The organism is uncultured Luteimonas sp., from assembly GCF_947492465.1.
Lineage (GTDB): Bacteria > Pseudomonadota > Gammaproteobacteria > Xanthomonadales > Xanthomonadaceae > Luteimonas.
In genome coordinates this window covers 47,314-69,489 of the sequence record NZ_CANLNF010000001.1, presented here as the reverse complement: position 1 = coordinate 69,489, position 22,176 = coordinate 47,314, and the positions used below count along the sequence as shown (strand labels likewise).

Here is a 22,176-nt window from a genome sequence, read left to right as displayed (position 1 = left end):
TTCCCCTGATCAATTGTCTTCGAGCGCAACCGAGGCCGGCCGTTCCAGCCAGCCGCCAGCGCCATCCGGCACGAGTTCGACGAGATCGATTCTATCTTCCTGCACGCTGGTCACCCGGCCATCGTTCTGGCCCAGGTAGACGCCGGGCGAGACCCGGTAGGTCACCTTGTCCGGCGCCATCACCAGCGCCACCATGGACGCGCCGGTATGCAAGGTACCGACCATGTCCAGGCTGTCCAGCGGGAACTGCTCGAGTACCTGCTTGCGGCGATTGGAGTCCGGACGCGGACCGCTGCCGTCGCCGTCGTCGCTGAACACGGCGCTGAAGGGATCGCGCAGGTCCTGCGCCGCGTACTCGAAGGTTTCGAACTGCTGCATCACCGGCAGCGGATCCAGCGGCGGCGCCGGACGCGCCTTCACGTTGGCCACCCACTCCTGCAGGTTGGGCGCCTCGCCCGGGGTGCTGCTCACCCCGCGCACGCAGCCGGTGAGCGCCAGCGCCAGCACGCATGCCATGGCGCCGGCGGCATTCCTGGAAATTCGCATCAGTGAGCCCCCCCGGCAGCCGCCGCAACCTCTTCCTGGGCCGCGGCCTCTTCCTCGTCCAGGTAGCGGTAGGTCTTGACCGTACCGGCCAGCTCCAGGCTGGAGTTCGGCGTGATGCCGGCCATGCTGTTGTTGCCGGCACCGCGCGGACGCAGCGAGATGTCATGCATGGTCATGATCACCACGCGCGGCAGCGAGGCCACGCCGCTGACGAAGGCGCCGAACTGGTGGTAGGAACCCACCATCTTCAGCTCGATCGGCTTCTCGGCGTAGAACTCCTTGGGCGTCTCGGGGCCCGGCTTGAACAGTTCGTTGTGGATGCCCGTGGCAAGCGCGGTCTGCGAGATGTCGTTGATCAGCGCCGGCATCTCGGTGCGGCTCGGCAGCTGGCGCAGCATCTGCTGCAGCTGTTGCTCCATCTGCGCGAGCTGCTGCTTGAGCGGCTCCAGGTTGGAGGCGCGACCCTGCTTGGTCTCGAAATCCGTGCGCAGTTCGACTTCCCTGCGCTCCAGGTTCTCGAGTTCCGGTGCCTTGGGCCGCGTCACCACGTACCACAGCAGGCCGAAGATCAGCGCGGCCAGCAGCACGCAGAAGCCGATCTTGTACTCGCGCGGCCACGAACCCATGTTGTTGAAGTCGAGCTCGCGCAGCGACATCTTCTTCTTGCTCACTGGGCGGCTCCTTCGGCAGGCGCGGTCTCGACCGCGGGCTCGTCCGCGATGGCCGGCTCGCCCGCGGGCGTTGCCGCGGCGGCGGTTTCTGCGGCGGCGGCCGGTTCGGCATTGACCGGCGGCACCGGGTCGGGGATGCCGTCGCCGTCCTCGTCCTTGGGTGCGTTCGGGTTGGCCAGCTGCACCGTCAGGGTGAAGGCGTAGGGCAGGCCGGCGACGCCGTCACGCGCCTCGATGATCGACAGGTCCGGCTTGGTCATCCAGCCCGAGCCTTCGAGGTTGCGCATGTAGGTACTCACGCGCGAGTTGGACTGGGAGCGGCCTTCCAGGGTGAGCTTCTCGCCCTCCTGCTTGATCCCGGTGAGGATCACCCCGTCGGGGATGGTACGCACCAGCGAATCGAACAGGTGGACCATCTGCGAGCGGTTGGCCTGGAGCTGCTCGATCACGTCCTTGCGCGCCAGCAGCCGGGCTTTCTGCCGGTCCAGCGCCTCGATCTCGACGATCTTCTTGTCGACCTCGGCGATCTCCTGCTCCAGGAACTGGTTGCGTTCCTTCTGCCCGGAAATCTGCGCGTTGTAGTACATGTTGAACAGGAACCAGAGCAGCAGGCCGGCCAGCGCGGCCATCCCGAGCATCACGCCGAATTCCTTCTGGCGCTGCTTGCGGCGCTCCGCCCGCCACGGGAGTAGGTTGATCCGGGCCATCAGTCGAAGCTCCTCAGGGCCAGGCCGCAGGCGATCATCAGCGCCGGCGCGTCCTGGGCCAGGGCGTGCGCCTGGACCCGCGAACCCAGCGTCATCTGCGCCAGCGGGTTGGCGATGACGGTCTGCACGCCAAGCTGCTCCTCCACCATTTCGGAGACGCCGGGGATCGAGGCGCAGCCGCCGGCCAGCACGATCTGGTCGACGCGGTTGAACTCGCTGCCGGCGTAGAAGAACTGCAACAGGCGGCTGATCTGCTGGACCAGGGCCTCCTTGAACGGCTCCAGCACTTCGATCTCGTAACTCTCGGGCAGGCCGCCCTGGCGCTTGGCCAGGCCCGCCTCCTCGTAGCTCAGGCCATAGCGGCGCATCACCTCGTCGGTGAGCTGCTTGCCGCCGAAGACCTGCTCACGCGAATACAGGCTGCGGCCGTTGCGCAGGATGTTGAGCGTGGTCATGGTCGCGCCGACATCGACCAGCGCCACGATGCCGTCGCGCGGGATGTTGAGCGTGTTGGCGAGCAGGCCGAAGGCGTTCTCGATGGCGAAGGCCTCGACGTCGACGACCCTGGCGGTCAGCCCGCCCAGTTCGAGCGCCGAGGCACGCATCTCCACGTTCTCGGAGCGCGAGGCCGCCAGCAGCACCTGCACCATCTCGGTGTTGCCGGGCATCCCGCCGAGCACCTCGAAGTCGAGGTTCACTTCCTCGATCGGGTACGGGATGTAGTTCACCGCCTCGAGTTCGACCTGGGACTCCATGTCGTCGTCGTCCAGGTCGGCCGGCATCGGGATGATCTTGGTGATCACCGCCGATCCCGAGACCGCGGCCGCGGCGAACTTGGCCTTGGTGCCCGAGCGCGAGACCGCGCGGCGGATCGCCTCGCCCACCGCCTCGACCTCGACGATGTTCTTCTCGACCACGGCGTTGGGCGGCAGCGGCTCCACGGCGTAGTGCTCGACCCGGTAACGGTCCCCGGATCGCGACAGCTGCAGCAGCTTGACCGCAGTCGAACTGATGTCGACCCCGACAAGCGGCGCTTGACTTTTTGTGATCAGCCCCACGTTTTTCCCCTTTGCCACGGGCGCTTACGTGCGCAACGTGCCCCGACGCATTAAATAACGGACTTTTCATCCGGTGGCAACAGTGGGCTTCCCGGAGCGTGTCCGATTGCCCGCCTTTGGGTCTCCCGGAGGGGTGGCAGCCCCCTTTTCCGCCCCCGGCCCTCCCCGGCCCCGATCGCCACGCCGACCACCCCGCCCGACCGGCACCGGCCACTGAGTGGTCGCTGTCGACCTCTATACTTGCGCCCCTATGTCCGCGCCCGCCCCCACTCCCCCCAAGAAGTCCCGGCCGCTGCTGCGCATCCTGCGCTGGGCGCTGCTGGCCTGCATCGTCCTGGCCGTCGCCGCCGCGGCCGCCGGCGCCTTCGTCTATTACACGGTCTCCTCGAAGCTGCCGGAAGTCCAGAGCCTGCGCGACATCGAGATGCAGGAGCCGATGTACGTGTACGCGCGCGACGGCAAGCTGATGGCGCTGTTCGGCGAGATGCGGCGCTACCCGATCAAGATCGAGGACGTGCCCGAGCGGCTCAAGCAGGCCTTCCTCGCCACCGAGGACGCGCGCTTCTACGAACACGGCGGCATCGACTACAAGGGCGTCGCGCGCGCGGTCTGGCTGCTGGCCAAGACCCGCGGCCAGGAGCGCGTGCCCGGCGGATCGACCATCACCCAGCAGGTCGCGCGACAGTTCTACCTGAGCACCGAGTACAGCTTCACCCGCAAGTTCGCCGAGATGCTGCTGGCGCGCAAGATGGAACAGGAGCTGAGCAAGGACGAGATCTTCGAGCTCTATCTCAACAAGAGCTTCTTCGGGAACCGTTCCTATGGCGTCGCCGCCGCGGCCGAGTTCTATTACGGCAAGGAGCTGGCCGCGCTGGATCTCGACGAGATGGCCTCGCTGGCGGCGATCCCGAAGTTCCCGTCCAGCGGCAACCCGCTGAGCAATCCCGAGCGCGCCCGCGAACGGCGCGACGACTACGTGCTCGCGCGCATGCACGAACTGGGCTTCATCAGCGAGGCCGAGTTCCACCAGGCGCGCGCCACTCCGATGCACGCCAAGCCGCACGAGCGCCCGGTTGAAGCCTATGCGCCCTACGTGGCGGAAATGGTGCGGCTGGAAATGGAGGCGCGCTTCGGCGGCGACGTGCTCAGCCGCGGCTACCACGTCACCACCACCATCGACCCGGTGATGCAGGCCGCGGCCGACCGCGCGGTGCGCAGCGGGCTGGCCGCCTACGACCACCGCAATGGCTGGACCGGCGCCGAGCAGACGTTCGAACTGGCCGCCGACGAGGACGCGGCCACGGCCAGCGCGCGCCTGCGCGCGATTCCCGCCCAGGGCGGCCTGTTGCCGGCCCTCGTGCTCGGCACCGGAACGGGGACGGCCGAGGTGGTCCTGGCCGACGGCACCACGGTCACCCTGGATGCCGCGTCCAGCCGCTGGACCGGCAAGTCGCCGGCGGCCCTGGTCAAGCGCGGCGACCTGGTGCGGGTGGCGAGGATCGAGAAGCCCGCCAAGGCACCGGCCGCGGAAGGTGCCGCGCCCAGCGTCAGCTGGCAGCTCGACCAGCTTCCGCGCGGACAGGCCACCCTGGTGTCGCTGGAGCCGGACAACGGCGCGGTGCGTGCGCTGATTGGCGGCTTCAGCTTCGCAGGCAACAAGTTCAACCGCGCCACCCAGGCACGCCGCCAGCCCGGCTCGAGCTTCAAGCCCTTCATCTACGCGGCCGCGTTCGAGCGCGGCTTCAATCCGGCCTCGATCGTGCTCGACGCGCCGGTGGTGTTCCGCATGCGGCGCGGCCAGGAATGGCGCCCGCAGAACTCCGACGGCCGCTTCGCCGGCCCGATGCGGCTGCGCGAGGCGCTGGTGCGCTCGCGCAACCTGGTGTCGGTGCGCCTGCTCGACGCGATCGGCGTCGACTACGCACGTCGCTACATCAGCCATTTCGGCTTCGAGGAATCCGAACTGCCGCCCAACCTGTCGATTTCGCTGGGCACGCCGTCTCTGACCCCGCTGTCGGTCGCGCGCGGCTATGCGGTGTTCGCCAACGGCGGCTTCCGCATCGACCCTTGGTTCATCGACGAGGTGCGCGACCGCAACGGCGAGCTCGTGTACAAGGCCAACCCGGCCATCGCGTGCCGCGGCTGCGCCCCCAGCGCGACGGGCGTGCAGGTCGCGCGTCCCAACGTGGTCGACGGCTTCGACCTGGGGCCTGCGCGCACCGTCACCGGCACCGATGGCGCCGAAGGCGCCGCGGCGGCCGAACCGGTCGAGCTGCCCGAGGATGCGGTCCTGGCGCCGCGAGCGATCGACGAGCGCGTGGCCTACCAGCTGGTGTCGATGATGCGCGACGTCGTGCAGCGCGGCACCGGCGCGGCGGCCAAGGTGCTGGGGCGCGAGGACGTGGGCGGCAAGACCGGCTCGACCAACGACCACCGCGACGCCTGGTTCTCCGGCTTCGGCGGCAACCTGGTCACGTCCGTCTGGGTGGGCCGCGACGACAACCGTTCGCTCGGCTACCGCGAGTACGGCGGCCGCGCGGCGCTGCCGATCTGGATCGACTTCATGCGCGTGGCCCTCGAAGGCGTGCCGGTGGCGAGCAACGAGCCGCCGCCCGGCATGGTCAAGGTCGCGGTGACGGCGGGCGGGCAACTTCTGCCCACCTCGTCGGAAGGCGGCATCGTCGAATACGTGAAGGCCGAGGACCTGGAACGCATGGAGGCGGTGAACACGTTCGAGTTCGACGACCTGCCGGCCGAAGAGGCGTTCGACATCTTCTGACCGGGGCGCCGCGGCGGGCGGCGCTTCACGTTGACGTTTCTCCGGCGTCGGTTACAGTCGGGGCGTCGCAGGACCGGGGGATCGTGATGCACCGTGCCCGCCAGCACGCCGAAACCCGCACGCGCGAGCGTCGGCACCGCCTTGCCCACGAAGCGGCCAGGCTGATGGCCGAAGGCGGCATCCGCGACTACCACCAGGCCAAGCTCAAGGCCGCCGAGCGCCTGGGATTCCACGACGACGCCTCGCTGCCGCGCAATCGCGAGATCGAGGATGCGTTGCGCGAGTACCAGCGCCTGTTCCTGGGCGACAGCCAGGCCGACGGGCTGCGCATGCGCCGCGAGGCCGCACTGCGCGCGCTGGAGTTCTTCGACCGCTTCGACCCGCGCCTGGTCGGTCCGGTGCTCGACGGCACGGCCGATGCGCGCACGCCGATCGCGCTGCAGCTGTACAGCGACGATGCCGACGCGGTCACCCGCTTCCTGGAGGAGGCCGGCATCCCGGCCGAGTCGCGCGCCCGCCGGCTGCGGCTGGACAGGATCCGCGAGGGCGATTTCCCGGTCTGGATGTTCACCGCCGAAGACCTCGGCTTCGAACTGACCGTGCTGCCCGCGGTGGCGCTGCGGCAGGCGCCGCTCTCGAGCATCGACGGCAAGCCGATGAAGCGCGCTTCGGCCGCGCAGCTGCGGCAGCTGCTGGTCGAGGACGAGATCGCCGGCTACGGGGCGGCCGGCGGAAGCACCGGCTGATCCGCCACGCCGGGCGTGAAACGAAGACGCCCCGCGATGCGGGGCGTCCTGGCGTGGCCTGCGCGGACGCTCAGCGCTTGCCGGCGGGCACGTAGTCGCGCACGTCGCTGCCGGTGTAGATCTGGCGCGGACGGCCGATCTTGGCCTCCGGGTCGACCTGCTGTTCCAGCCAGTGCGCCACCCAGCCGGCGGTGCGGCCGATGGCGAACATCACGGTGAACATCTCGGTCGGGATCTTCAGCGCCTTGTAGATGATGCCGCTGTAGAAATCGACGTTGGGATAGAGCTTGCGCTGGATGAAGTAGTCGTCCTGCAACGCGGCCTCTTCCAGGCGCATCGCCACTTCCAGCATCGGATCGTCCACGCCCAGCTCGCCGAGCACCTTGTGGGTCATCTCGCGGATGATCTTGGCGCGCGGGTCGAAGTTCTTGTAGACGCGGTGGCCGAAGCCCATCAGGCGGAAGCCCGATTCCTTGTCCTTGGCCTTGGCGACGGCCGAGGCGACGTTCTTCGGATCGCCGATCTCCTCGAGCATCTTGAGCACCGCCTCGTTGGCGCCGCCGTGCGCGGGACCCCACAGCGCGGTGATGCCGGCGGCGATGCAGGCATAGGGATTGGCGCCGGTGGAGCCGACCAGGCGCACGGTCGAGGTCGAGGCGTTCTGCTCGTGGTCGGCGTGCAGGATGAACAGCAGGTCCAGCGCCTTGGCCACCACCGGGTTGAGCTCCAGCGGCTCGCTCGGCACCTCGAACATCATGTGCAGGAAGCGGTCGACGTACTCGAGGTTGTTGCGCGGATAGCGGATCGGCCAGCCGATCGAGTAGCGGTAGGCGGCGGCGGCCAGGGTCGGCACCTTCGCCAGCAGGCGGATCGCGGCCTGGTGGCGATGCGCCGGATCGTCGAGGTCGAGGGTGTCGTGGTAGAACGCCGACAGCGAGGCCACGGTGCCGGCGAGCATCGCCATCGGATGCGCGTCGTAGTGGAAGCCGTGCAGGAAGTTCTTCAGCGACTCGTGCATCATCGTGTGATGCGTCACCTCGTGCTCGAACTTGGCGAACTCGGCCTGGTTCGGCAGCTCGCCGTTCATCAGCAGGTAGGCCACTTCCAGGAAGCTGGAATGCTCGGCCAGCTGCTCGATCGGATAGCCGCGGTAGAGCAGCACGCCGTTGTCGCCGTCGATGTAGGTGATCGCCGACTTGCAGCTGGCGGTGGCGGTGAAGCCCGAGTCGTAGGTGAAGAGGCCCGTTTCCCTGGTCAGCTTCGAGACGTCGACACAGTCGTTGCCGAGCGTGGGTTTCAGGACGGGCAGGTCGACGGACTTGCCGCCGGTGTTCAACACGACTTTGTCGGACACGGATGTGCTCCTCATGGTTCAGACGTACGGACGGGCCCGTGGAGCCCGGCGACGGCGGCAAGCTGGCTACCGCAACGCAGCAATTATCGCACAGGCGGCCCGGAGGCCGCCTCGGACTTTGGTCCCGTAGGGCAGCAGCGGGCAGCGCCTGCCGCGGCGCGCGGACCGCCCGCGGCCGCCGGTCGCGACAACGCAGACGGCCGCCCGAAGGCGGCCGTCTGGGACATTCCGGAACGGATCGTTCCGTTCGCGATTACTTCGCGTAGCGGCGCTTGAACTTGTCGATGCGGCCGCTGGTGTCGACGATCTTGTTCTGACCGGTGTAGAACGGATGCGTCGCGGACGACACTTCGATCTTGACCAGCGGATATTCCTTGCCGTCGTCCCACTTGATCGTCTCCTTCGAGGAGGCGGCCAGGGTCGAGCGGGTGAGGAACCTGAAATCGGAAGTCACGTCCTGGAAGACGACTTCGCGGTATTCGGGGTGGATGTCGGCCTTCATGGCGTCACACCGTTGAGATTGCGCAGGGAAGCCCGGCATTGTAGCGGCAGCCCCACCCGCGATGCAAGCCGTCCCTATCCGGCCGCCAGTGCGCGGCGGACGCGCTGCTCGAACGCGGCCTGGTCGTAGCGCACAAGGATGCGCGCAATGTCCGCCCGCCCGGTCTGCCGGTTCCAGTCCACGATGGTGGTGCCCCGCGCCGGGCCGCGCTCCAGGCACACTTCGAGCGGACGCTCGGCCAGCTCCACCGCGCCCTCCGGCGCCAGCGCCCAGGCCATGGCCAGCGCGTCGGCGGCGAACCAGCGGTCGCCGCGACGGTCGGCCGACCATTCCCGCGTCTGCCGCGAAATACCGTCGAAGAAGCGCCCGAGGGCGGAACCGGCGGCCAGCCAGGCTTCGACCTGGGCATGCGGCAGCCCGTGCTCCAGGGTGGCGTCCCAGTCGGCGAGGTCGAAGCGCGGGAAGGCCTCGAACACCAGGTGGGCGGCCTCCGGGTCGAAGTAGACGTTGAACTCGGCCGCCGGGGTGATGTTGCCGCGACCGCGGACCGAACCGCCCATCACCACCAGCCGGTCGATGCGCTGCGGCAGGGTGGGATCGAGCTTCAGCGCCAGCGCCAGGTTGGTCAGCGGACCCAGCGCGACCAGCAGCAGCCGCCCGGCATGCGCGTGCGACAGGCGCAGGATGGCCAGCGCCGCGTGCTCCTGCGCAGCGCTCCGCGCGCACGGCGCGTAGCCGGTGTCGCCGAACCCGTCCTGCCCGTGCACGTAGGCCGCATCCGGGGCGGCGTGCAGCAGCGGCGCGGCGCAGCCGGCGAACACCGGCACGTCCTCGCGCCCGGCAACCTCGCACAGCTTCAGCGCGTTGGCCACGGTATGGCGCAGGCCGACGTTGCCCGCGGCGATGGTCAGGCCGACGATCTCGTGCGCCGGATCGTCGAAGGCCATGAGCAGGGCAAGCGCGTCATCGACGCCGGGATCGGTATCGATGAGCAGGGGAATCGGATCGGGCATCGGTCTGGAATTCGGAAGGGAGGGTCAGGCGCCGGCACGCATCGGCGACGGCTTCGGAGCAAGCTTGCGCCGGCACCGACCAGCGTAGCGATTTACGACGTCACGCGCAGGGGGCGAGGCCGGGCGGCGCTGCAATCGTTGCACGCATCGATGGCGCGTCAGCTGAGTACGCGGGCTGCCGGCGCCGCTTCCGCAGCCCTCCTCGCCCCCGGGGATTGGCGGCACGCGATCCCGCTGCGCCTCGCCTGGATCGTCCCGTCATGCCGCGGCATAGCGCGCCGCGCCGCCGATCCAGCGATCGACCACGCGATCGGCGGCGTCGGGAGACGCCTGCATCAGCGCGTCGGCGATGCGGTGCACTTCCGGCAGCAGGTCGGCGTCGCGGGCGAGGTCGGCGATGCGGAAGCCGACCAGGCCCGTCTGGCGCGTGCCGAGCAGTTCGCCGGGGCCGCGCAGCTCCAGGTCCTTCTCGGCGATCAGGAATCCATCGCTGGTGGTGCGCATCGTGTCCAGGCGCTCCCTGGCCATCTGCGACAGCGGCGGCTGGTACAGCAGCACGCAGCTGGACGCACGGCTGCCCCGCCCTACCCGTCCGCGCAGCTGGTGCAGCTGCGACAGGCCGAGGCGTTCGGCATTCTCGATGATCATCAGCGAGGCATTGGGCACGTCCACGCCCACCTCGATGACGGTGGTGGCGACCAGCAGATGCAGCTCGCCGCGCTTGAAGGCGAGCATCGTGGCCTGCTTCTCGCCCGGCTTCATCCGGCCGTGCACGAAGCCCACACGCAGCTCCGGCAGGGCGGCGGTCAACTGCTCCCACGTGGTCTGGGCGGCCTGCGCGACCACCTCGTCGCTCTCGTCGATGATCGTGCACACCCAGTACGCCTGCCGGCCGTCGGCGCAGGCGGAGCGGATGCGTTCGATCAGCTCCGGCCGGCGCCCGGCGCCGAGCACCACCGTCTGCACCGGGGTGCGCCCGGGCGGCAGTTCATCGATCGCCGACACGTCCAGGTCGGCGTAGGCGGCCATCGCGAGGGTGCGCGGGATCGGCGTGGCGGTCATCACCAGCTGGTGCGGGACCACGCCGGCATCCGCCCCCTTGTCGCGCAACGCCAGGCGCTGGTGCACGCCGAAACGATGCTGTTCGTCGACGATGGCCAGGGCCAGGTCTCGGAACACCACGCCCTCCTGCATCAGCGCATGCGTGCCCACCACCAGCTGCGCGGCACCGCTGGCGGTCTCGGCCAGCACCGCGCTGCGCGCACGCCCCGACACCTTGCCCGCCAGCCAGGCCACGCGCACGCCCAGCGGCTCCAGCCAGGCGCGCAGGTTGGCCAGGTGCTGTTCGGCGAGCAGTTCGGTCGGCGCCATCAACGCCGCCTGCCGTCCACAACCGATGGCGGTCAGCGCCGCCATCGCGGCGACCACGGTCTTGCCGCTGCCGACATCGCCCTGCACCAGGCGCAGCATCGGCGCGCCCTTGCGCAGGTCCGCGCGGATTTCCGAGAACACGCGCTGCTGCGCGGCGGTCAGCGCGAACGGCAGCGACGCCTGCAGGCGTTCCACCAGGCCGCCGTCGGCCGCCAGCGCGGGTGCGGCATGCGACTGCAGCGCGATGCGCTGGCGGCGCAGGCTCAGGTGGTGGGCCAGCAGCTCTTCCAGCGCCAGCCGCCGCTGCGCCGGATGGGTCCCCGCCAGCAGCGCGGCGACGTCGGCACCCTGTGGAGGCCGGTGCAGCACGAGCAGCGCATCGCGCAGCGTCGGCATGGCCGGGTCCCCGGCCTGCAGCAGCGCGGGCGGCAGCAGTTCCAGCACGCCCTCGTCCGGCAGCCGGTCCAGGGCCTGCGCGATCAGCCGGCGCAGCGTGGCCGGGCCGATGCCTTCGACTGGGGGATACACCGGATCGAGCGCATCGCCGAGCGCGCCGTCCTCGCCTTCGGCCAGCACGCGGTAGCTCGGATGCACGATCTCCAGACCCTGCTGGCCCGGTCGCGGCGTGCCGTAGGCGCGAACGCGGGCGCCGACGCGGAACTGGTTGACCTGCTGCGAGCGGAAATGGAAAAAGCGCAGCACCAGCGTGGCCCGCGACTCGTCGGCGAGCGCCACGCGCAGCATCGGCCGGTAGCGGAAGCCGCGTTCCACCGCCTCCACCCGTCCCTCCACCTGCGCCGCCACGCCGGGCTGCAGCTGTCGCACCGGCGTGATGCGGGTGCGGTCCTCGTACTGCCGCGGCAGGTGCAGCCACAGGTCCTGCAGGGTGAACAGGCCCCGCGCGGCGAGCTTGCCGGCAACGGCCGGGCCGACGCCGGGCAGTGCATCCAGCGCGACGCTGCCGCTGGCCGCAAGCGCGGGCGCAGGCCTGGCCATCGCGTGCCGGGATCAGCCCAGCACCATCACCGCATCGACTTCGAACAGCACGCCCTTGGGCAGCGCGGAGACCTCGATGGTCGAACGTGCCGGATAGGGCGACTCGAAGTACTCGGCCATCACCGCGTTCACCGCCGCGAACTGCGACAGGTCGGTCAGGTACAGGCCGACGCGGGCGATGTCGGCCAGCGAGCCGCCGGCGGCCTCGGCCACCGCCTTGAGGTTGTCGAAGGCGCGCCGTGCCTGCGCCTCGATGCCGCCCTCGACGACCTCGCCGGTCGCCGGATCGAGCGGGATCTGGCCGGAGAAGAACACGGTACTGCCGGCGCGCGTGGCCTGGGAATACGGGCCGATCGCGGCGGGCGCCCGGTCGGTCTGGATCGGAGTACGTGGCATGGGGCGTCCCGGTTCGGAAAGCCCGGATTATAGGTCGCCGGCAGGCACGACGCGGCCCGCCGCCAGGCAGGCGATCGCGCTCCGCGCTACATCCGCTGCACGCCGTGCACGGCCGCGAGGCGGCGCGTGCGGCGGATCACGTCGGCCAGGTGCTGGCGGTTGCGGACCTGGATCGAGAAGCGGATCACGGCGATGTTGGTGTCGCGCTCCAGGTACTCCACGCCTTCAATGTTGGAATTGGCCTTGGCGATCGCGGCCGCCACCTCGGCCAGCGAGCCGGGCCGGTTCTCGGTTTCGATGATCAGGCCCACCGGATACTCGCCGATCACCTCGCGATCCCAGCCGATGGCGACCCAGCGGTCGAGCGACTTGCGGTACTCGGCCACGTTGGGACAGTCCAGCCGGTGCACGACGATGCCCTTGCCGGCGGTGTGGTAGCCCATGATCTCGTCGCCGGGGATCGGCATGCAGCAGTTGGCGAAGCTGATCACGCCGCGCTCGTGGCCGCTGATCAGGATGCGCTCGCCGCGTCGCCGCACCTGCTCGTCGCCCGGGGCGGTGCCGGCGGTATCGGACTGCGCCAGCGCCATGGCCACCTGCGTGGGCATGCGGTTGCCCAGCGCGATGTCCGCGAGCAGTTCCTCTAGCCGCGGATAGCGCAGTTCGCCCAGGTAGGCATCCAGCCGCGCCTGGGGCAGGCGGTCGAGCGAGGTGCCCATGTCCTCCAGCGCGCGGTCGAGCATGCGGTGGCCGAGGGTCACCGCGTCCTCGTGCTCGAGCTGCTTGAGCTGGGCACGGATCGCGGTGCGCGCCTTGCCGGTGACCACGAACTCCAGCCACTGCGGCTTGGGCAGCGAGGACTTGGCGGTGACGATCTCCACCGTCTGCCCGCTGACCAGCTTGGTGCGCAGCGGCACCAGCTTGCGGTCCACGCGCGCCGCCACCGCGGTGTTGCCCACGTCGGTGTGCACGGTGTAGGCGAAGTCGAGCGCGGTGGAGTTGCGCGGCAGCGACAGGATGTCGCCCTTGGGCGAGAACAGGTAGACCTCGTCGGGGAACAGGTCGACCTTCACGTTCTCCAGGAACTCCAGCGACGAGCCGGTCGCACGCTGCGACTCGAGCAGGTTGGCGATCCACGAATGCGCGCGCGCCTGCGCGCCGCTCGGCGCCATGCCGTGCTTGTAGGCCCAGTGCGCGGCGATGCCGCGCTCGGCGATCAGGTCCATCTCCTCGGTGCGGATCTGCACCTCGATCGGCGAGCCGTAGGGGCCGAACAGCACGGTGTGCAGCGACTGGTAGCCGTTGGCCTTGGGGATCGCGATGAAGTCGCGGAAGCGTCCGTCCAGCGGCTTGTATACCGAGTGCGCCACGCCCAGCGCGTGGTAGCAGTCGGCCACCGAGGTCACCACGATGCGGAAGCCGAACACGTCCATCATCTGGGCGAAGGTCTTACCCTCGCTGCGCATCTTGCTGTAGATGCTCCAGGGCGACTTGACCCGGCTCACCAGCCGGTACTTGAGCCCCTCGCTGGTCAGGCGCTGCGCCAGCTGCGCCTCGATCTTGGCCATCGCCTCGCGCCGCAGCATCGGCTGGCCGCGGATGTGCTTTTCCAGGATCAGGTGGCGCAGCGGATGCAGCGCGTGGAAGCCGCGGTCCTGCAGCTCGGCCTTGATCAGGTTCATGCCCAGCCGCTGCGCGATCGGCGCATAGACCTCGAGCGTCTCGCGCGCGATGCGCTCGCGCGCCGGACCGGGCTGCGCGCCGAGCGTGCGCATGTTGTGCAGGCGGTCGCTGAGCTTGATCAGGATCACGCGCAGGTCGCGCGCCATCGCCAGCATCATCTTGCGGAAGCTCTCGGCGGCCGCTTCCTGGCGGCTGCTGAAATGCAGCTTGTCGAGCTTGGTGACGCCGTCGACCAGCTCGGCCACGGTCTCGCCGAATTCGCCCGCCAGCTGTTCGCGCGTGAGCGGCGTGTCCTCGATGGTGTCGTGCAGGATCGCCGCGATCAGGGTCTCGACGTCGACCTTCTGCTCGGCCAGCGCCTGCGCCACCGCCACCGGGTGGGTGATGTAGGGCTCGCCCGACTTGCGCGTCTGTCCCGCATGCGCCGCCGCGCCCATCGCCCAGGCGCGCCGCAGCAGTGCGCGCTGGTCCGCGGGCAGGTAGGCGGCGGCGCGTTCGAAATCGCGCACGTAGTCCGGCACGTCCTCCTCGGACGAAGGCACGGGCTGGATCAGGGCGGGCACACCGGAAGTCATCCCGCGAGCCTAATTGGAAGGCGCCAAATGGGGAATAGGGGTGGAGCCGGGATTCGGGATTCGGGATTCGGAATCTGGAAAAGCACGGCGGCAGCAGACGACCGAAAACGAGAAAGCCCCGCCGAAGCGGGGCTCCTACCGGCATCGTGGATGCGGGAAGGCGGGCGCTGTTCCGAATCCCGAGTCCCGACTCCCGAATCCCGGCTGCTACAGGTCGTCGCCCTTCATGTCGTCGTCGCCGGCGACCACTTCGGCAGCGGCCCACTCCAGCGCCTCGCGCTCCTTGCGCTCGCGCTCGGCCTTGTCGACGGCGTCGATGAACGGCTGATCGATGCGGCGCGACGCGATCTCGCGCAGCGCCAGCACGGTCGGCTTGTCCTGCGCGTCGGCATTGTCGATCTGCGGCTCGACGCCATTGGCGAGCTGGCGGGCGCGCTTGGCGGCCATCATGACGAGCTCGAAGCGGTTGTCGACCACTTCCAGGCAATCTTCAACGGTGATGCGGGCCATAAGTCTCCCGGCGGCCGTGCGGCCGTCGATCCATGTGTCGTAGAGGGACCGGCAATTCTAGGTAGGCCGCCGGTAGAAATCAAGCGTTCGCTTGTGAAATCATGGGTTTAAGGGACATCCACCCGCGTTTCGACCCCTCGCGACGCGATCCGCGCCCTCGCTGCCGACGCCAGACCACCGCAATCCGGCCGGCAGGCCATGCAGCCCTGGGGCCGCGCCTCAGCCGTCGGCCAGCAGGGCGTCGATCAGGCGTGCGTGGCGCTGCACCTGCAGGTTCCGGCGCAGGCGGCTGGCCAGGAAGATCGCGCACATCTCGTCCACCGCCGTCCCGAAATCCTCGTTGACGATGACGTAGTCGAACTCGGCGTGGTGCGACATTTCCTCGCGCGCGTTCGCCATGCGCCGGGCGATGACTTCCTCGCTGTCCTGGCCGCGCTTGCGCATGCGCTCCTCGAGCGCGGCGCGCGACGGCGGCAGGATGAACACGCTCACCGCGTCGGGCACCTGGGCCTTGACTTGCTGCGCGCCCTGCCAGTCGATCTCCAGCAGCACGTCGCGGCCGGCCGCCAGCTGCGGTTCGACCGACTGCCTCGCGGTGCCCTTCCAGTCGCCGTGGACTTCCGCGTACTCGAAGAAGTCGCCGTCGGCGATCATCGCCTTGAACTCGTCGGCGCGGACGAAGTGGTAGTGCTCGGCGTGGCGCTCGCCCGGGCGCGGCGCACGCGAGGTGAACGAGATCGACAGGCAGATGTTGCGGTCGCGCGCCAGGCAGGCGTTGACGATGCTGGATTTGCCTGCGCCCGAGGGCGCCGCGACGATGAAGAGGGTGCCTCGGAGGCCGGGATTCGGGATTGGGGATTCGCGATTCGACAAGGCAGGTTCCCGGCTGTCGGCAACTGGCGCGCCATCGTACCGCTTTGGCTTTTCCGGCCATACAACAGCCGAAGGCTGGTCATCCCGGATCCCCAACCCCGAATCCCGGCCCCTACTCAATGTTCTGCACCTGTTCGCGGATCTGGTCGATCAGCACCTTCAGCTCGACCGCCGCGTTGCTGGTGCGGGCGTCGACGGACTTGGAGCCGAGCGTATTGGCTTCGCGGTTGAACTCCTGCAGCAGGAAGTCCAGGCGCCGGCCCACCGGCTCCTTCTGGCGGAACACGCGGCGGATCTCGTCGACGTGGCTGGACAGGCGGTCGAGCTCCTCGTCCACGTCGAGCTTCTGCAGCGACAGCACCAGTTCCTGCTCCACGCGCGCCGGATCGGCGCCCTGGGCGAGTTCGGCCAGGCGCGCCTGCAGCTTGCTGCGCTGCCCCTCCCGGATCAGCGGCACCAGGCCACGCACCTCGCCGGCGATGCGCTCGATGCCGTCGACCCGCTCTAGGATCGCCGCCACCAGCTTGCCGCCCTCGCGTTCGCGCGCGGCGACGAACTCGGCGAGCACGCTGTCGAGCAGGGCCAGCGCCTGCGCCTGCAGTTCGGCCGGATCGGCCGCCTGCGACTGCAGCACGCCGGGGAACTGCAGCAGTTCCACCAGCCCCACGCGCAGTTCCGGGAAGCTGCCGCGCAGCCCGGCCGCCAGCTCTCCCAGCCGCGCGACCAGCGCCTGGTCCACCTGCAGGGACACCGCCGACTCGCTCGAACGGAAACGCAGGGTGAGGTCGACCTTGCCGCGCGAGACGCGCGTGGAGACGCGCTCGCGCAGCGCGGGTTCGAGCGCGCGCAGCTCGTCGGGCAGGCGCGCGCCGAGTTCGAGGAAACGGTGGTTGACCGCGCGCAGCTCGCAGCCGAGCGTGCCCCACGGGGTGGTGCGCTCGCCCGAGGCGTAGGCGGTCATGCTGCGGATCGACATCGGGCGTCCCGTGCGTCAGGGGAGGCAATGGTAATCTGGCGCCCCGTTTTCTGCCGGAAATCCCGCACATGAGCATTGCCCGCCCCAGCGGCCGCGCGCCCGACCAGCTGCGCGAGGTCCGCATCGAGCGCGGCTATACCCGTCACGCGGAGGGCTCGGTGCTGGTTTCCTTCGGCCAGACGCGGGTGCTGTGCAACGCCAGCGTCGACAACAAGGTGCCCGGTTTCCTGCGCGGCAAGGGCGAAGGCTGGGTGACCGCCGAGTACGGCATGCTGCCGCGCGCCACCCACACGCGCAGCGACCGCGAAGCCTCGCGCGGCAAGCAGGGCGGGCGCACGCTGGAGATCCAGCGCCTGATCGGCCGCACCCTGCGCGCCTGCGTCGACCGCGGCGCGCTGGGCGAACGCACCATCACGCTTGATTGCGACGTGCTGCAGGCCGACGGCGGCACCCGCACCGCGGCGATCACCGGCGCCTACGTGGCCCTGGTCGATGCGGTGCGCTGGTTGCAGAAGCGGCGCGAGATCACCCGCGATCCGGTGTTCGGCGCGGTGGCGGCGGTGTCGGTGGGCGTGTACCGCGGCGTGCCCGTGCTGGACCTGGACTACGCCGAGGACAGCGCCTGCGACACCGACATGAACGTGGTGATGAACGACGGCGGCGGCTTCATCGAACTGCAGGGCACCGCCGAGGGCCATGCGTTCCGGCGCGACGAGCTCGACGCCCTGCTCGGCCTGGCCGAGGGCGGGATCGCGACCCTGCTCGAACACCAGCGGGCCGCGCTGGCGCAATGAACCGGGCGCCGCAGCCGCTGGTGCTGGCGTCCAGCAACGCCGGCAAGCTCGAGGAGTTCCGCGCCCTGCTCGCCGCCGACGGTTTCGACGTGCGCGCGCAGGCCGAGTTCGGCGTCGCCGACGCGGACGAGACGGGGCTGACCTTCGTCGAGAACGCGATCCTCAAGGCGCGCCATGCCTGTCGCGCCACAGGGCTGCCGTCGCTGGCGGACGATTCGGGGCTGTGCGTGGACGCACTGGACGGCGCGCCGGGCCTGTATTCGGCGCGCTACGCCGGCGGCCATGGCGATGCCGGGCGCAACATCGAACGGCTGTTGCGCGAACTCGACGGCGTGGCGGACGAAGGTCGCGGCGCCCATTTCGTCTGCGTGCTGGCGCTGTTGCGCAGCGAGCACGATCCGCAGCCGATCGTGGTCGAAGGCCGCTGGCACGGCCGCATCCTGCGGCAGTCGCGCGGCAGCGGCGGGCACGGCTACGATCCGGTGTTCCTCGATCCGGCGCATGGCCAGACCGCGGCCGAAATGCCGCTGGACATGAAGAACGACATCAGCCATCGCGGCCAGGCACTGGTGCTGCTGCGCGAGCGGATCTCCGCGGTTTCCGCGAATGCCGGCGATGCCATCCATGGCGCAACACGATCGCCCTGACGCCCCCCGGCCCGGCCATCCAGGGCCGGACGTCCAGCCGCGCGCGGACCAGTGGCCCGCGAACGCGCTGCTTCCCCCGCCGCTGTCGCTCTACGTGCACCTGCCCTGGTGCGTGCGCAAGTGCCCGTACTGCGATTTCAATTCGCACCAGGCGCGCGGACCGCTGCCGTTCGAGCCCTACGTCGACGCGCTGCTGGCCGACCTCGACCACGACCTGCCGCTGGCCTGGGGCCGCACCGTGCATTCGGTGTTCTTCGGCGGCGGCACGCCCAGCCTGTTCCCGGCCGCGGCGATCGACCGCTTCCTGCAGGGCGCCTCGGCACGGCTGCGCTTCGCGCCGGGGCTGGAGATCACCCTGGAGACCAACCCCGGCACCGCCGAGCACGGCCGCTTCAACGACTACCTGGCCGCGGGCGTGAACCGGATCAGCTTCGGCATCCAGAGCTTCGACGACGGCTGCCTGCAGCGCCTGGGCCGGATCCACGACGCCGCCCAGGCCGAGGCGGCGGTGAAGCTGGCCCAGGACGCCGGCTACGACAACCTCAATCTCGACCTGATGTATGCCCTGCCCGGGCAGACGCTGCCGATGGCGCTGCACGACGTCGAACGCGCGCTGGCGCTGGCCCCCGCGCACGTCTCGCACTACCAGCTCACCCTGGAGCCGAACACCGTATTCGCCGCGCGCCCCCCCGAGGGCGTGCCCGACGAGGACCTGGCCTGGGACATGCAGGAACACTGCCAGGCGCTGCTGGCGCAGGCCGGCTACGCGCAGTACGAGGTGTCGGCCTATGCGCGCCCCGGGCGCCAGTGCGCGCACAACCTCAACTACTGGCGGTTCGGCGACTACCTGGGCATCGGCGCCGGCGCGCACGGCAAGCTCACGCTGGGCGCGGAACAGGCGATCCTGCGCCGCTGGAAGGTCCGCCATCCGACCGCCTGGCTGGCCGCTGCCGGAACGCCGGCGGCCATCGGCGGCGACGAACGCGTCGCGCCGGCGCAGCGTCCGTTCGAGTTCATGCTCAACGCGCTGCGGCTGGTGGAGGGCTTTTCGCTGGTCGATTTCAGCGCGCGCTGCGGCCTGCCGGAATCGGCGATCGAGGCGCCGCTGGCCGAGGCGGTGGACCGTGGCTGGCTGGTGCTCGACGGTGCGCGCGTCGTGCCCACCGCACTGGGGCGGCGCTTCGGCAACGACGTCATCGCGCTGTTCCTGGCCGACGGGCCCGCGCCCGACATTGGCCGTTCCGCGCCCGGCGTGTAAGTATTCCGGCACCACCGGCCGGGCACCCGCAATGCCGACTGCTCCTTCCAGAGAATCCGCGATGCCGAGGTCGCTGGCCAGCGCCGGGCTGCCGCGCCGCGTCCACAAGGTGCTGGAAGCGGCGCTGGCCCTGGTGACCGACACCCTCGAACCGCAGCTGGCCACGATGCTCGGCGAGTTCGAGGAGGAGCTGTTCCGGCTGGCCGAGCAGGCGCGCAACCCGGGGATGGAATCGGGCTACATGCAGACGCTGCGCGCCTTCCGGCTCAACCGCGCCGACCTGGTGCCGCGCTTCATCCTCGAGGTCGAGGCGGCCACGGCCGCCATCCGCAGCGTGCCGACCGCGCAGCCGCCGGCTGGCGGCCAGGAGGAGGGCCGCGTCGCGCACTCGGGTTTCGGCCGGCTGAGCCTGGTCGACGAGGCGGTGATGGACGAGGGCATGGTGCTGCGCGAGATCGCCAGCCGCCAGGAAGGCCGCGCCAACCTGCCGCTGCACCTGCTTGGCCAGCGGTTCGGTGTCCTGGCCGGCACGCCGGCGTTCGACGCCGAACGCCTGCCGCTCGGCCCGCACGCCATCTGCCGCGCGATGGGCGCGGTGGCCAAGGCGCTCGACATCGAACACGACTCGCGCCTGCTGCTCTACCGCATCTTCGACCGGCACGTCATGTCGGGCTATCCCAAGGTGCTCGAGCGGCTGGACCAGTTGCTCGACCAGCAGCGCATCCTCCCGGGCCTGACCCACGTGCCGGTGCGCGCACGCCCCACGCCGCAGGGCGCAGGCGAGCCGCGCAGCCAGGCGGACGACGGCGGCCGCGACGGACCCGCTGCACGCGGCGGCGGCCCGGGCTCGGCTGCCGGCGCTGCCACCGGTAGTCCCGGCGGCCGGGACGCGCTGCGCCCGCACACCGGCTGGCTGGGCGAGCCGATCGAGGCGCAGGACGACGATGACGAGCGCGTCGCGACCGAGCAGCTGCAGCAGCTCCTGCACAGCCGCCGCGAACTGCTGGACAAGCTGCGTCCGGCCGGACGCCGGTCCGCCGCCGCGGTCATCAGCACCGACGAGGTGACCGCTGCGCTCGGCCACCTGCAGGCCCAGCCGCTGTCGGTCGCCGGGGCGCCGCAGACCCTGGCCGACGTCAAGCAGACCCTGCTGGCCCAGGCGCGCCAGCGCGGCGGCGTCCACGTGGAGCTGTCGCCGCGCGACAACGACACCTTCGAACTGCTGGGCATGCTGTTCGGCAACCTCGAGGAGGAGATCCGTCCCGAGGCGCCGGCCGCGGCCCTGGTCAAGCGCCTGCAGGTGCCGCTGCTGCGGGTCGCGCTGAAGGACAGCGCCTTCTTCGTGCGCAGCCGCCATCCGGCGCGGCAACTGCTCAACACCGTGGCCGAGAGCGCGGCCAGGTGGCTCGACGAAGCCGATTACGACCCGCACTTCCTGCCGCCGCTGCAGAGCGCGGTCAACCACGTCGTGGAGAAGTACGACGGCGACATCGAGGTCTTCAGCGCCTCCAACGAGCAGTTGCAGACCCACCTGCAGGCGCAGGTGCGCAAGGCCGAACTGCTGGAGAAGCGGCACACCGAGGCCGCGCGCGGCAAGGAGAAGCTGGAAGTCGCCAAGCTGCGCGCCGCCGAGGCCATGGCCGACGTGGTCGGCGACCAGCGGCTTCCGCACTTCACCCGCGCCCTGCTCAACCAGGCGTGGGCCGACGTGCTGACCCTCACCCTCCTGCGCCAGGGCGAGGGTTCGGAGGCCTGGACCCGGCAGATCGACGCCACCCGCCGCATCGCGGAGGCCTGCACCCGCGAGGATGCGGCGCGCGACCCCGAGCTGGTGGCGCACATCGAATCGGCGCTTGCCCAGGTCGGCTACCACGGCGACGAGGCCAGCGTCATCGCGCAACGGCTGACCAGCAACAGCCCGGAGGAATCGGACGGCGATCCGGCCTCGCGGACCGAGCTGGCGCTCAAGCTCAAGGCCCGCACCCGCCTGGGCGAGGACAGCGAACGCAAGAAGCCGGCGCTGCCGCCGCGCACGCCCGAAGAGCAGGCCCGCTACGAACAGCTGCGCGTGCTGCCGTTCGGCACCTGGATCGAGTTCACCACCAACCAGCAGGGCGACACGGTCCGCCGGCGGCTTTCCTGGTACAGCCTGCTCACCGGCAACGCCCTGTTCGTCAACCACCGCGGCCAGCGCATGGGCGAGCAGTCGCTCGACAGCGTGGCGCGGCTGCTGGCCTCGGGGCAGGCGCGGATCGTCACCAGCGGCCAGGCGCGCCTGGTCGATCGCGCCTGGCAGGCCGCGATGCACGCCTTGCGCAGCTTCGCCGGGCTGGGCGAGCGCGGCGACGACGGCACGGAGGCGCAGGCATGAACCAGGAATTCCGGCGCGCCAAGCGGCGCAAGGCCTCCGACACCATCGTGGTGACCGACGCGATGACCGAGCGGGTGATGGGCCGGATCGGCAACCTGTCCCAGACCGGCCTGCTGCTGATCGCCAGCGAGCCGCTGGCCGACGACGCGCTGTACCAGCTGCACTTCACGCTGCCGCACGAGCAGGGTCCGCTGTCGATCGAGATCGGTGCGCACCTGCTGTGGATGGACCACGCCAGCGCGCGCTCGCAACTGTGGGCGGGATTCCGCTTCATCGCGCTGGGCGCCGAGCAGTCGCGGCGCCTGCGCAGCTGGATCGAAGCGCCGGGCAGCCATTACGAATAGCGGGAC

At 70.1% G+C, this 22,176-nt stretch carries 20 protein-coding genes; 7 read left to right on the top strand and 13 right to left on the bottom strand.

Features of this window, described 5'->3' with window-relative positions; all coding sequences use genetic code 11:
- Nucleotides 1-9: 9 nt before the first annotated feature.
- From Q0863_RS00315 to Q0863_RS00300, 4 genes are read right to left on the bottom strand one after another with little or no spacing between them, the layout of a single operon-like run.
- Nucleotides 10-546 (bottom strand): pilus assembly protein PilP, encoded by a 537-nt coding sequence (locus Q0863_RS00315; RefSeq protein WP_298573570.1) that lies wholly within the window; start codon nt 544-546, stop codon nt 10-12.
- Nucleotides 546-1,217: a type 4a pilus biogenesis protein PilO gene (gene pilO, locus Q0863_RS00310; protein WP_298573569.1), complete on the bottom strand. Its 672-nt coding sequence runs from the start codon at nt 1,215-1,217 to the stop codon at nt 546-548. Before pilO ends, Q0863_RS00315 begins: the two co-directional genes overlap by 1 nt.
- A complete protein-coding gene (locus Q0863_RS00305; RefSeq protein WP_298573568.1) occupies nt 1,214-1,924 on the bottom strand; it encodes a PilN domain-containing protein in 711 nt (236 codons plus the stop codon). The genes pilO and Q0863_RS00305 overlap by 4 nt, the downstream gene beginning before the upstream one ends.
- Nucleotides 1,924-2,982 carry a pilus assembly protein PilM gene (locus Q0863_RS00300; protein ID WP_298573567.1) on the bottom strand — a complete coding sequence of 353 codons (1,059 nt, stop codon included), beginning with the start codon at nt 2,980-2,982 and terminating at the stop codon, nt 1,924-1,926. Before Q0863_RS00300 ends, Q0863_RS00305 begins: the two co-directional genes overlap by 1 nt.
- 250 nt (nt 2,983-3,232) lie before the next feature.
- Here Q0863_RS00300 and Q0863_RS00295 point away from each other — a divergent pair, with 250 nt between their 5' ends.
- Nucleotides 3,233-5,761, top strand: coding sequence for a penicillin-binding protein 1A (locus Q0863_RS00295; protein WP_298573566.1), 2,529 nt, complete (start codon nt 3,233-3,235; stop codon nt 5,759-5,761).
- 86 nt (nt 5,762-5,847) lie between these two features.
- Nucleotides 5,848-6,507, top strand: a complete 660-nt coding sequence (locus Q0863_RS00290; RefSeq protein WP_298575783.1) for a hypothetical protein — start codon at nt 5,848-5,850, stop codon at nt 6,505-6,507.
- 70 nt (nt 6,508-6,577) lie between these two features.
- Here the strand turns inward: Q0863_RS00290 and Q0863_RS00285 are convergent, their stop codons facing one another.
- The 9 genes from Q0863_RS00285 to Q0863_RS00245 form a co-directional block, all read right to left on the bottom strand.
- Nucleotides 6,578-7,861 (bottom strand): citrate synthase, encoded by a 1,284-nt coding sequence (locus Q0863_RS00285; protein ID WP_298573565.1) that lies wholly within the window; start codon nt 7,859-7,861, stop codon nt 6,578-6,580.
- A 253-nt stretch (nt 7,862-8,114) separates the two neighbouring features.
- Nucleotides 8,115-8,363, bottom strand: coding sequence for a type B 50S ribosomal protein L31 (locus Q0863_RS00280; RefSeq protein ID WP_298573564.1), 249 nt, complete (start codon nt 8,361-8,363; stop codon nt 8,115-8,117).
- Between the two features lie 74 nt (nt 8,364-8,437).
- Entirely contained in the window at nt 8,438-9,376 is a 939-nt protein-coding gene (locus tag Q0863_RS00275; protein WP_298573563.1) for a nucleoside hydrolase, read from the bottom strand.
- Nucleotides 9,377-9,634: 258 nt separating this feature from the next.
- The gene (gene recG / locus Q0863_RS00270) at nt 9,635-11,743 is read right to left on the bottom strand and encodes an ATP-dependent DNA helicase RecG (RefSeq protein ID WP_298573562.1); all 2,109 of its coding nucleotides are present in this window, start codon (nt 11,741-11,743) and stop codon (nt 9,635-9,637) included.
- A gap of 12 nt (nt 11,744-11,755) precedes the next feature.
- On the bottom strand, nt 11,756-12,139 hold the full coding sequence (locus tag Q0863_RS00265) for a RidA family protein (RefSeq protein ID WP_298573561.1): 384 nt from the start codon (nt 12,137-12,139) through the stop codon (nt 11,756-11,758).
- 86 nt (nt 12,140-12,225) lie between these two features.
- A complete protein-coding gene (locus Q0863_RS00260; protein ID WP_298573560.1) occupies nt 12,226-14,397 on the bottom strand; it encodes a bifunctional (p)ppGpp synthetase/guanosine-3',5'-bis(diphosphate) 3'-pyrophosphohydrolase in 2,172 nt (723 codons plus the stop codon).
- Between the two features lie 207 nt (nt 14,398-14,604).
- Nucleotides 14,605-14,907, bottom strand: a complete 303-nt coding sequence (gene rpoZ / locus Q0863_RS00255; protein ID WP_298573559.1) for a DNA-directed RNA polymerase subunit omega — start codon at nt 14,905-14,907, stop codon at nt 14,605-14,607.
- Nucleotides 14,908-15,126: 219 nt separating this feature from the next.
- Nucleotides 15,127-15,759 carry a guanylate kinase gene (gene gmk / locus Q0863_RS00250; RefSeq protein ID WP_298575780.1) on the bottom strand — a complete coding sequence of 211 codons (633 nt, stop codon included), beginning with the start codon at nt 15,757-15,759 and terminating at the stop codon, nt 15,127-15,129.
- A 133-nt stretch (nt 15,760-15,892) separates the two neighbouring features.
- Nucleotides 15,893-16,741 (bottom strand): YicC/YloC family endoribonuclease, encoded by an 849-nt coding sequence (locus Q0863_RS00245; protein ID WP_298575776.1) that lies wholly within the window; start codon nt 16,739-16,741, stop codon nt 15,893-15,895.
- Between the two features lie 83 nt (nt 16,742-16,824).
- Here Q0863_RS00245 and rph point away from each other — a divergent pair, with 83 nt between their 5' ends.
- From rph to Q0863_RS00220, 5 genes are all read left to right on the top strand, one after another.
- The gene (gene rph, locus Q0863_RS00240; protein ID WP_298573558.1) at nt 16,825-17,550 is read left to right on the top strand and encodes a ribonuclease PH; all 726 of its coding nucleotides are present in this window, start codon (nt 16,825-16,827) and stop codon (nt 17,548-17,550) included.
- Complete coding sequence (gene rdgB / locus Q0863_RS00235; RefSeq protein WP_298573557.1) at nt 17,547-18,197, top strand: RdgB/HAM1 family non-canonical purine NTP pyrophosphatase; 651 nt, start codon at nt 17,547-17,549, stop codon at nt 18,195-18,197. The genes rph and rdgB overlap by 4 nt, the downstream gene beginning before the upstream one ends.
- Complete coding sequence (gene hemW / locus Q0863_RS00230) at nt 18,175-19,455, top strand: radical SAM family heme chaperone HemW (RefSeq protein WP_298573556.1); 1,281 nt, start codon at nt 18,175-18,177, stop codon at nt 19,453-19,455. Before rdgB ends, hemW begins: the two co-directional genes overlap by 23 nt.
- Before the next feature lie 61 nt (nt 19,456-19,516).
- Nucleotides 19,517-21,826, top strand: a complete 2,310-nt coding sequence (locus Q0863_RS00225; protein ID WP_298573555.1) for a DUF1631 family protein — start codon at nt 19,517-19,519, stop codon at nt 21,824-21,826.
- Nucleotides 21,823-22,170 carry a PilZ domain-containing protein gene (locus Q0863_RS00220; protein WP_298573554.1) on the top strand — a complete coding sequence of 116 codons (348 nt, stop codon included), beginning with the start codon at nt 21,823-21,825 and terminating at the stop codon, nt 22,168-22,170. Before Q0863_RS00225 ends, Q0863_RS00220 begins: the two co-directional genes overlap by 4 nt.
- The last annotated feature ends 6 nt before the right edge of the window (nt 22,171-22,176 follow it).

Excerpts from the sequence above, each read along its gene's own strand:
- Q0863_RS00315 (WP_298573570.1), bottom strand. The coding sequence starts at position 546 with ATGCGAATTTCCAGGAATGCCGCCGGCGCCATGGCATGCGTGCTGGCG.
- Q0863_RS00305 (WP_298573568.1), bottom strand. The coding sequence starts at position 1,924 with ATGGCCCGGATCAACCTACTCCCGTGGCGGGCGGAGCGCCGCAAGCAG.
- Q0863_RS00295 (WP_298573566.1), top strand. The coding sequence starts at position 3,233 with ATGTCCGCGCCCGCCCCCACTCCCCCCAAGAAGTCCCGGCCGCTGCTG.
- Q0863_RS00290 (WP_298575783.1), top strand. The coding sequence starts at position 5,848 with ATGCACCGTGCCCGCCAGCACGCCGAAACCCGCACGCGCGAGCGTCGG.
- Q0863_RS00280 (WP_298573564.1), bottom strand. The coding sequence starts at position 8,363 with ATGAAGGCCGACATCCACCCCGAATACCGCGAAGTCGTCTTCCAGGAC.
- Q0863_RS00275 (WP_298573563.1), bottom strand. The coding sequence starts at position 9,376 with ATGCCCGATCCGATTCCCCTGCTCATCGATACCGATCCCGGCGTCGAT.
- recG (WP_298573562.1), bottom strand. The coding sequence starts at position 11,743 with ATGGCCAGGCCTGCGCCCGCGCTTGCGGCCAGCGGCAGCGTCGCGCTG.
- Q0863_RS00265 (WP_298573561.1), bottom strand. The coding sequence starts at position 12,139 with ATGCCACGTACTCCGATCCAGACCGACCGGGCGCCCGCCGCGATCGGC.
- Q0863_RS00260 (WP_298573560.1), bottom strand. The coding sequence starts at position 14,397 with ATGACTTCCGGTGTGCCCGCCCTGATCCAGCCCGTGCCTTCGTCCGAG.
- rpoZ (WP_298573559.1), bottom strand. The coding sequence starts at position 14,907 with ATGGCCCGCATCACCGTTGAAGATTGCCTGGAAGTGGTCGACAACCGC.
- Q0863_RS00245 (WP_298575776.1), bottom strand. The coding sequence starts at position 16,741 with ATGACCGCCTACGCCTCGGGCGAGCGCACCACCCCGTGGGGCACGCTC.
- rph (WP_298573558.1), top strand. The coding sequence starts at position 16,825 with ATGAGCATTGCCCGCCCCAGCGGCCGCGCGCCCGACCAGCTGCGCGAG.
- rdgB (WP_298573557.1), top strand. The coding sequence starts at position 17,547 with ATGAACCGGGCGCCGCAGCCGCTGGTGCTGGCGTCCAGCAACGCCGGC.
- hemW (WP_298573556.1), top strand. The coding sequence starts at position 18,175 with ATGGCGCAACACGATCGCCCTGACGCCCCCCGGCCCGGCCATCCAGGG.
- Q0863_RS00225 (WP_298573555.1), top strand. The coding sequence starts at position 19,517 with ATGCCGAGGTCGCTGGCCAGCGCCGGGCTGCCGCGCCGCGTCCACAAG.
- Q0863_RS00220 (WP_298573554.1), top strand. The coding sequence starts at position 21,823 with ATGAACCAGGAATTCCGGCGCGCCAAGCGGCGCAAGGCCTCCGACACC.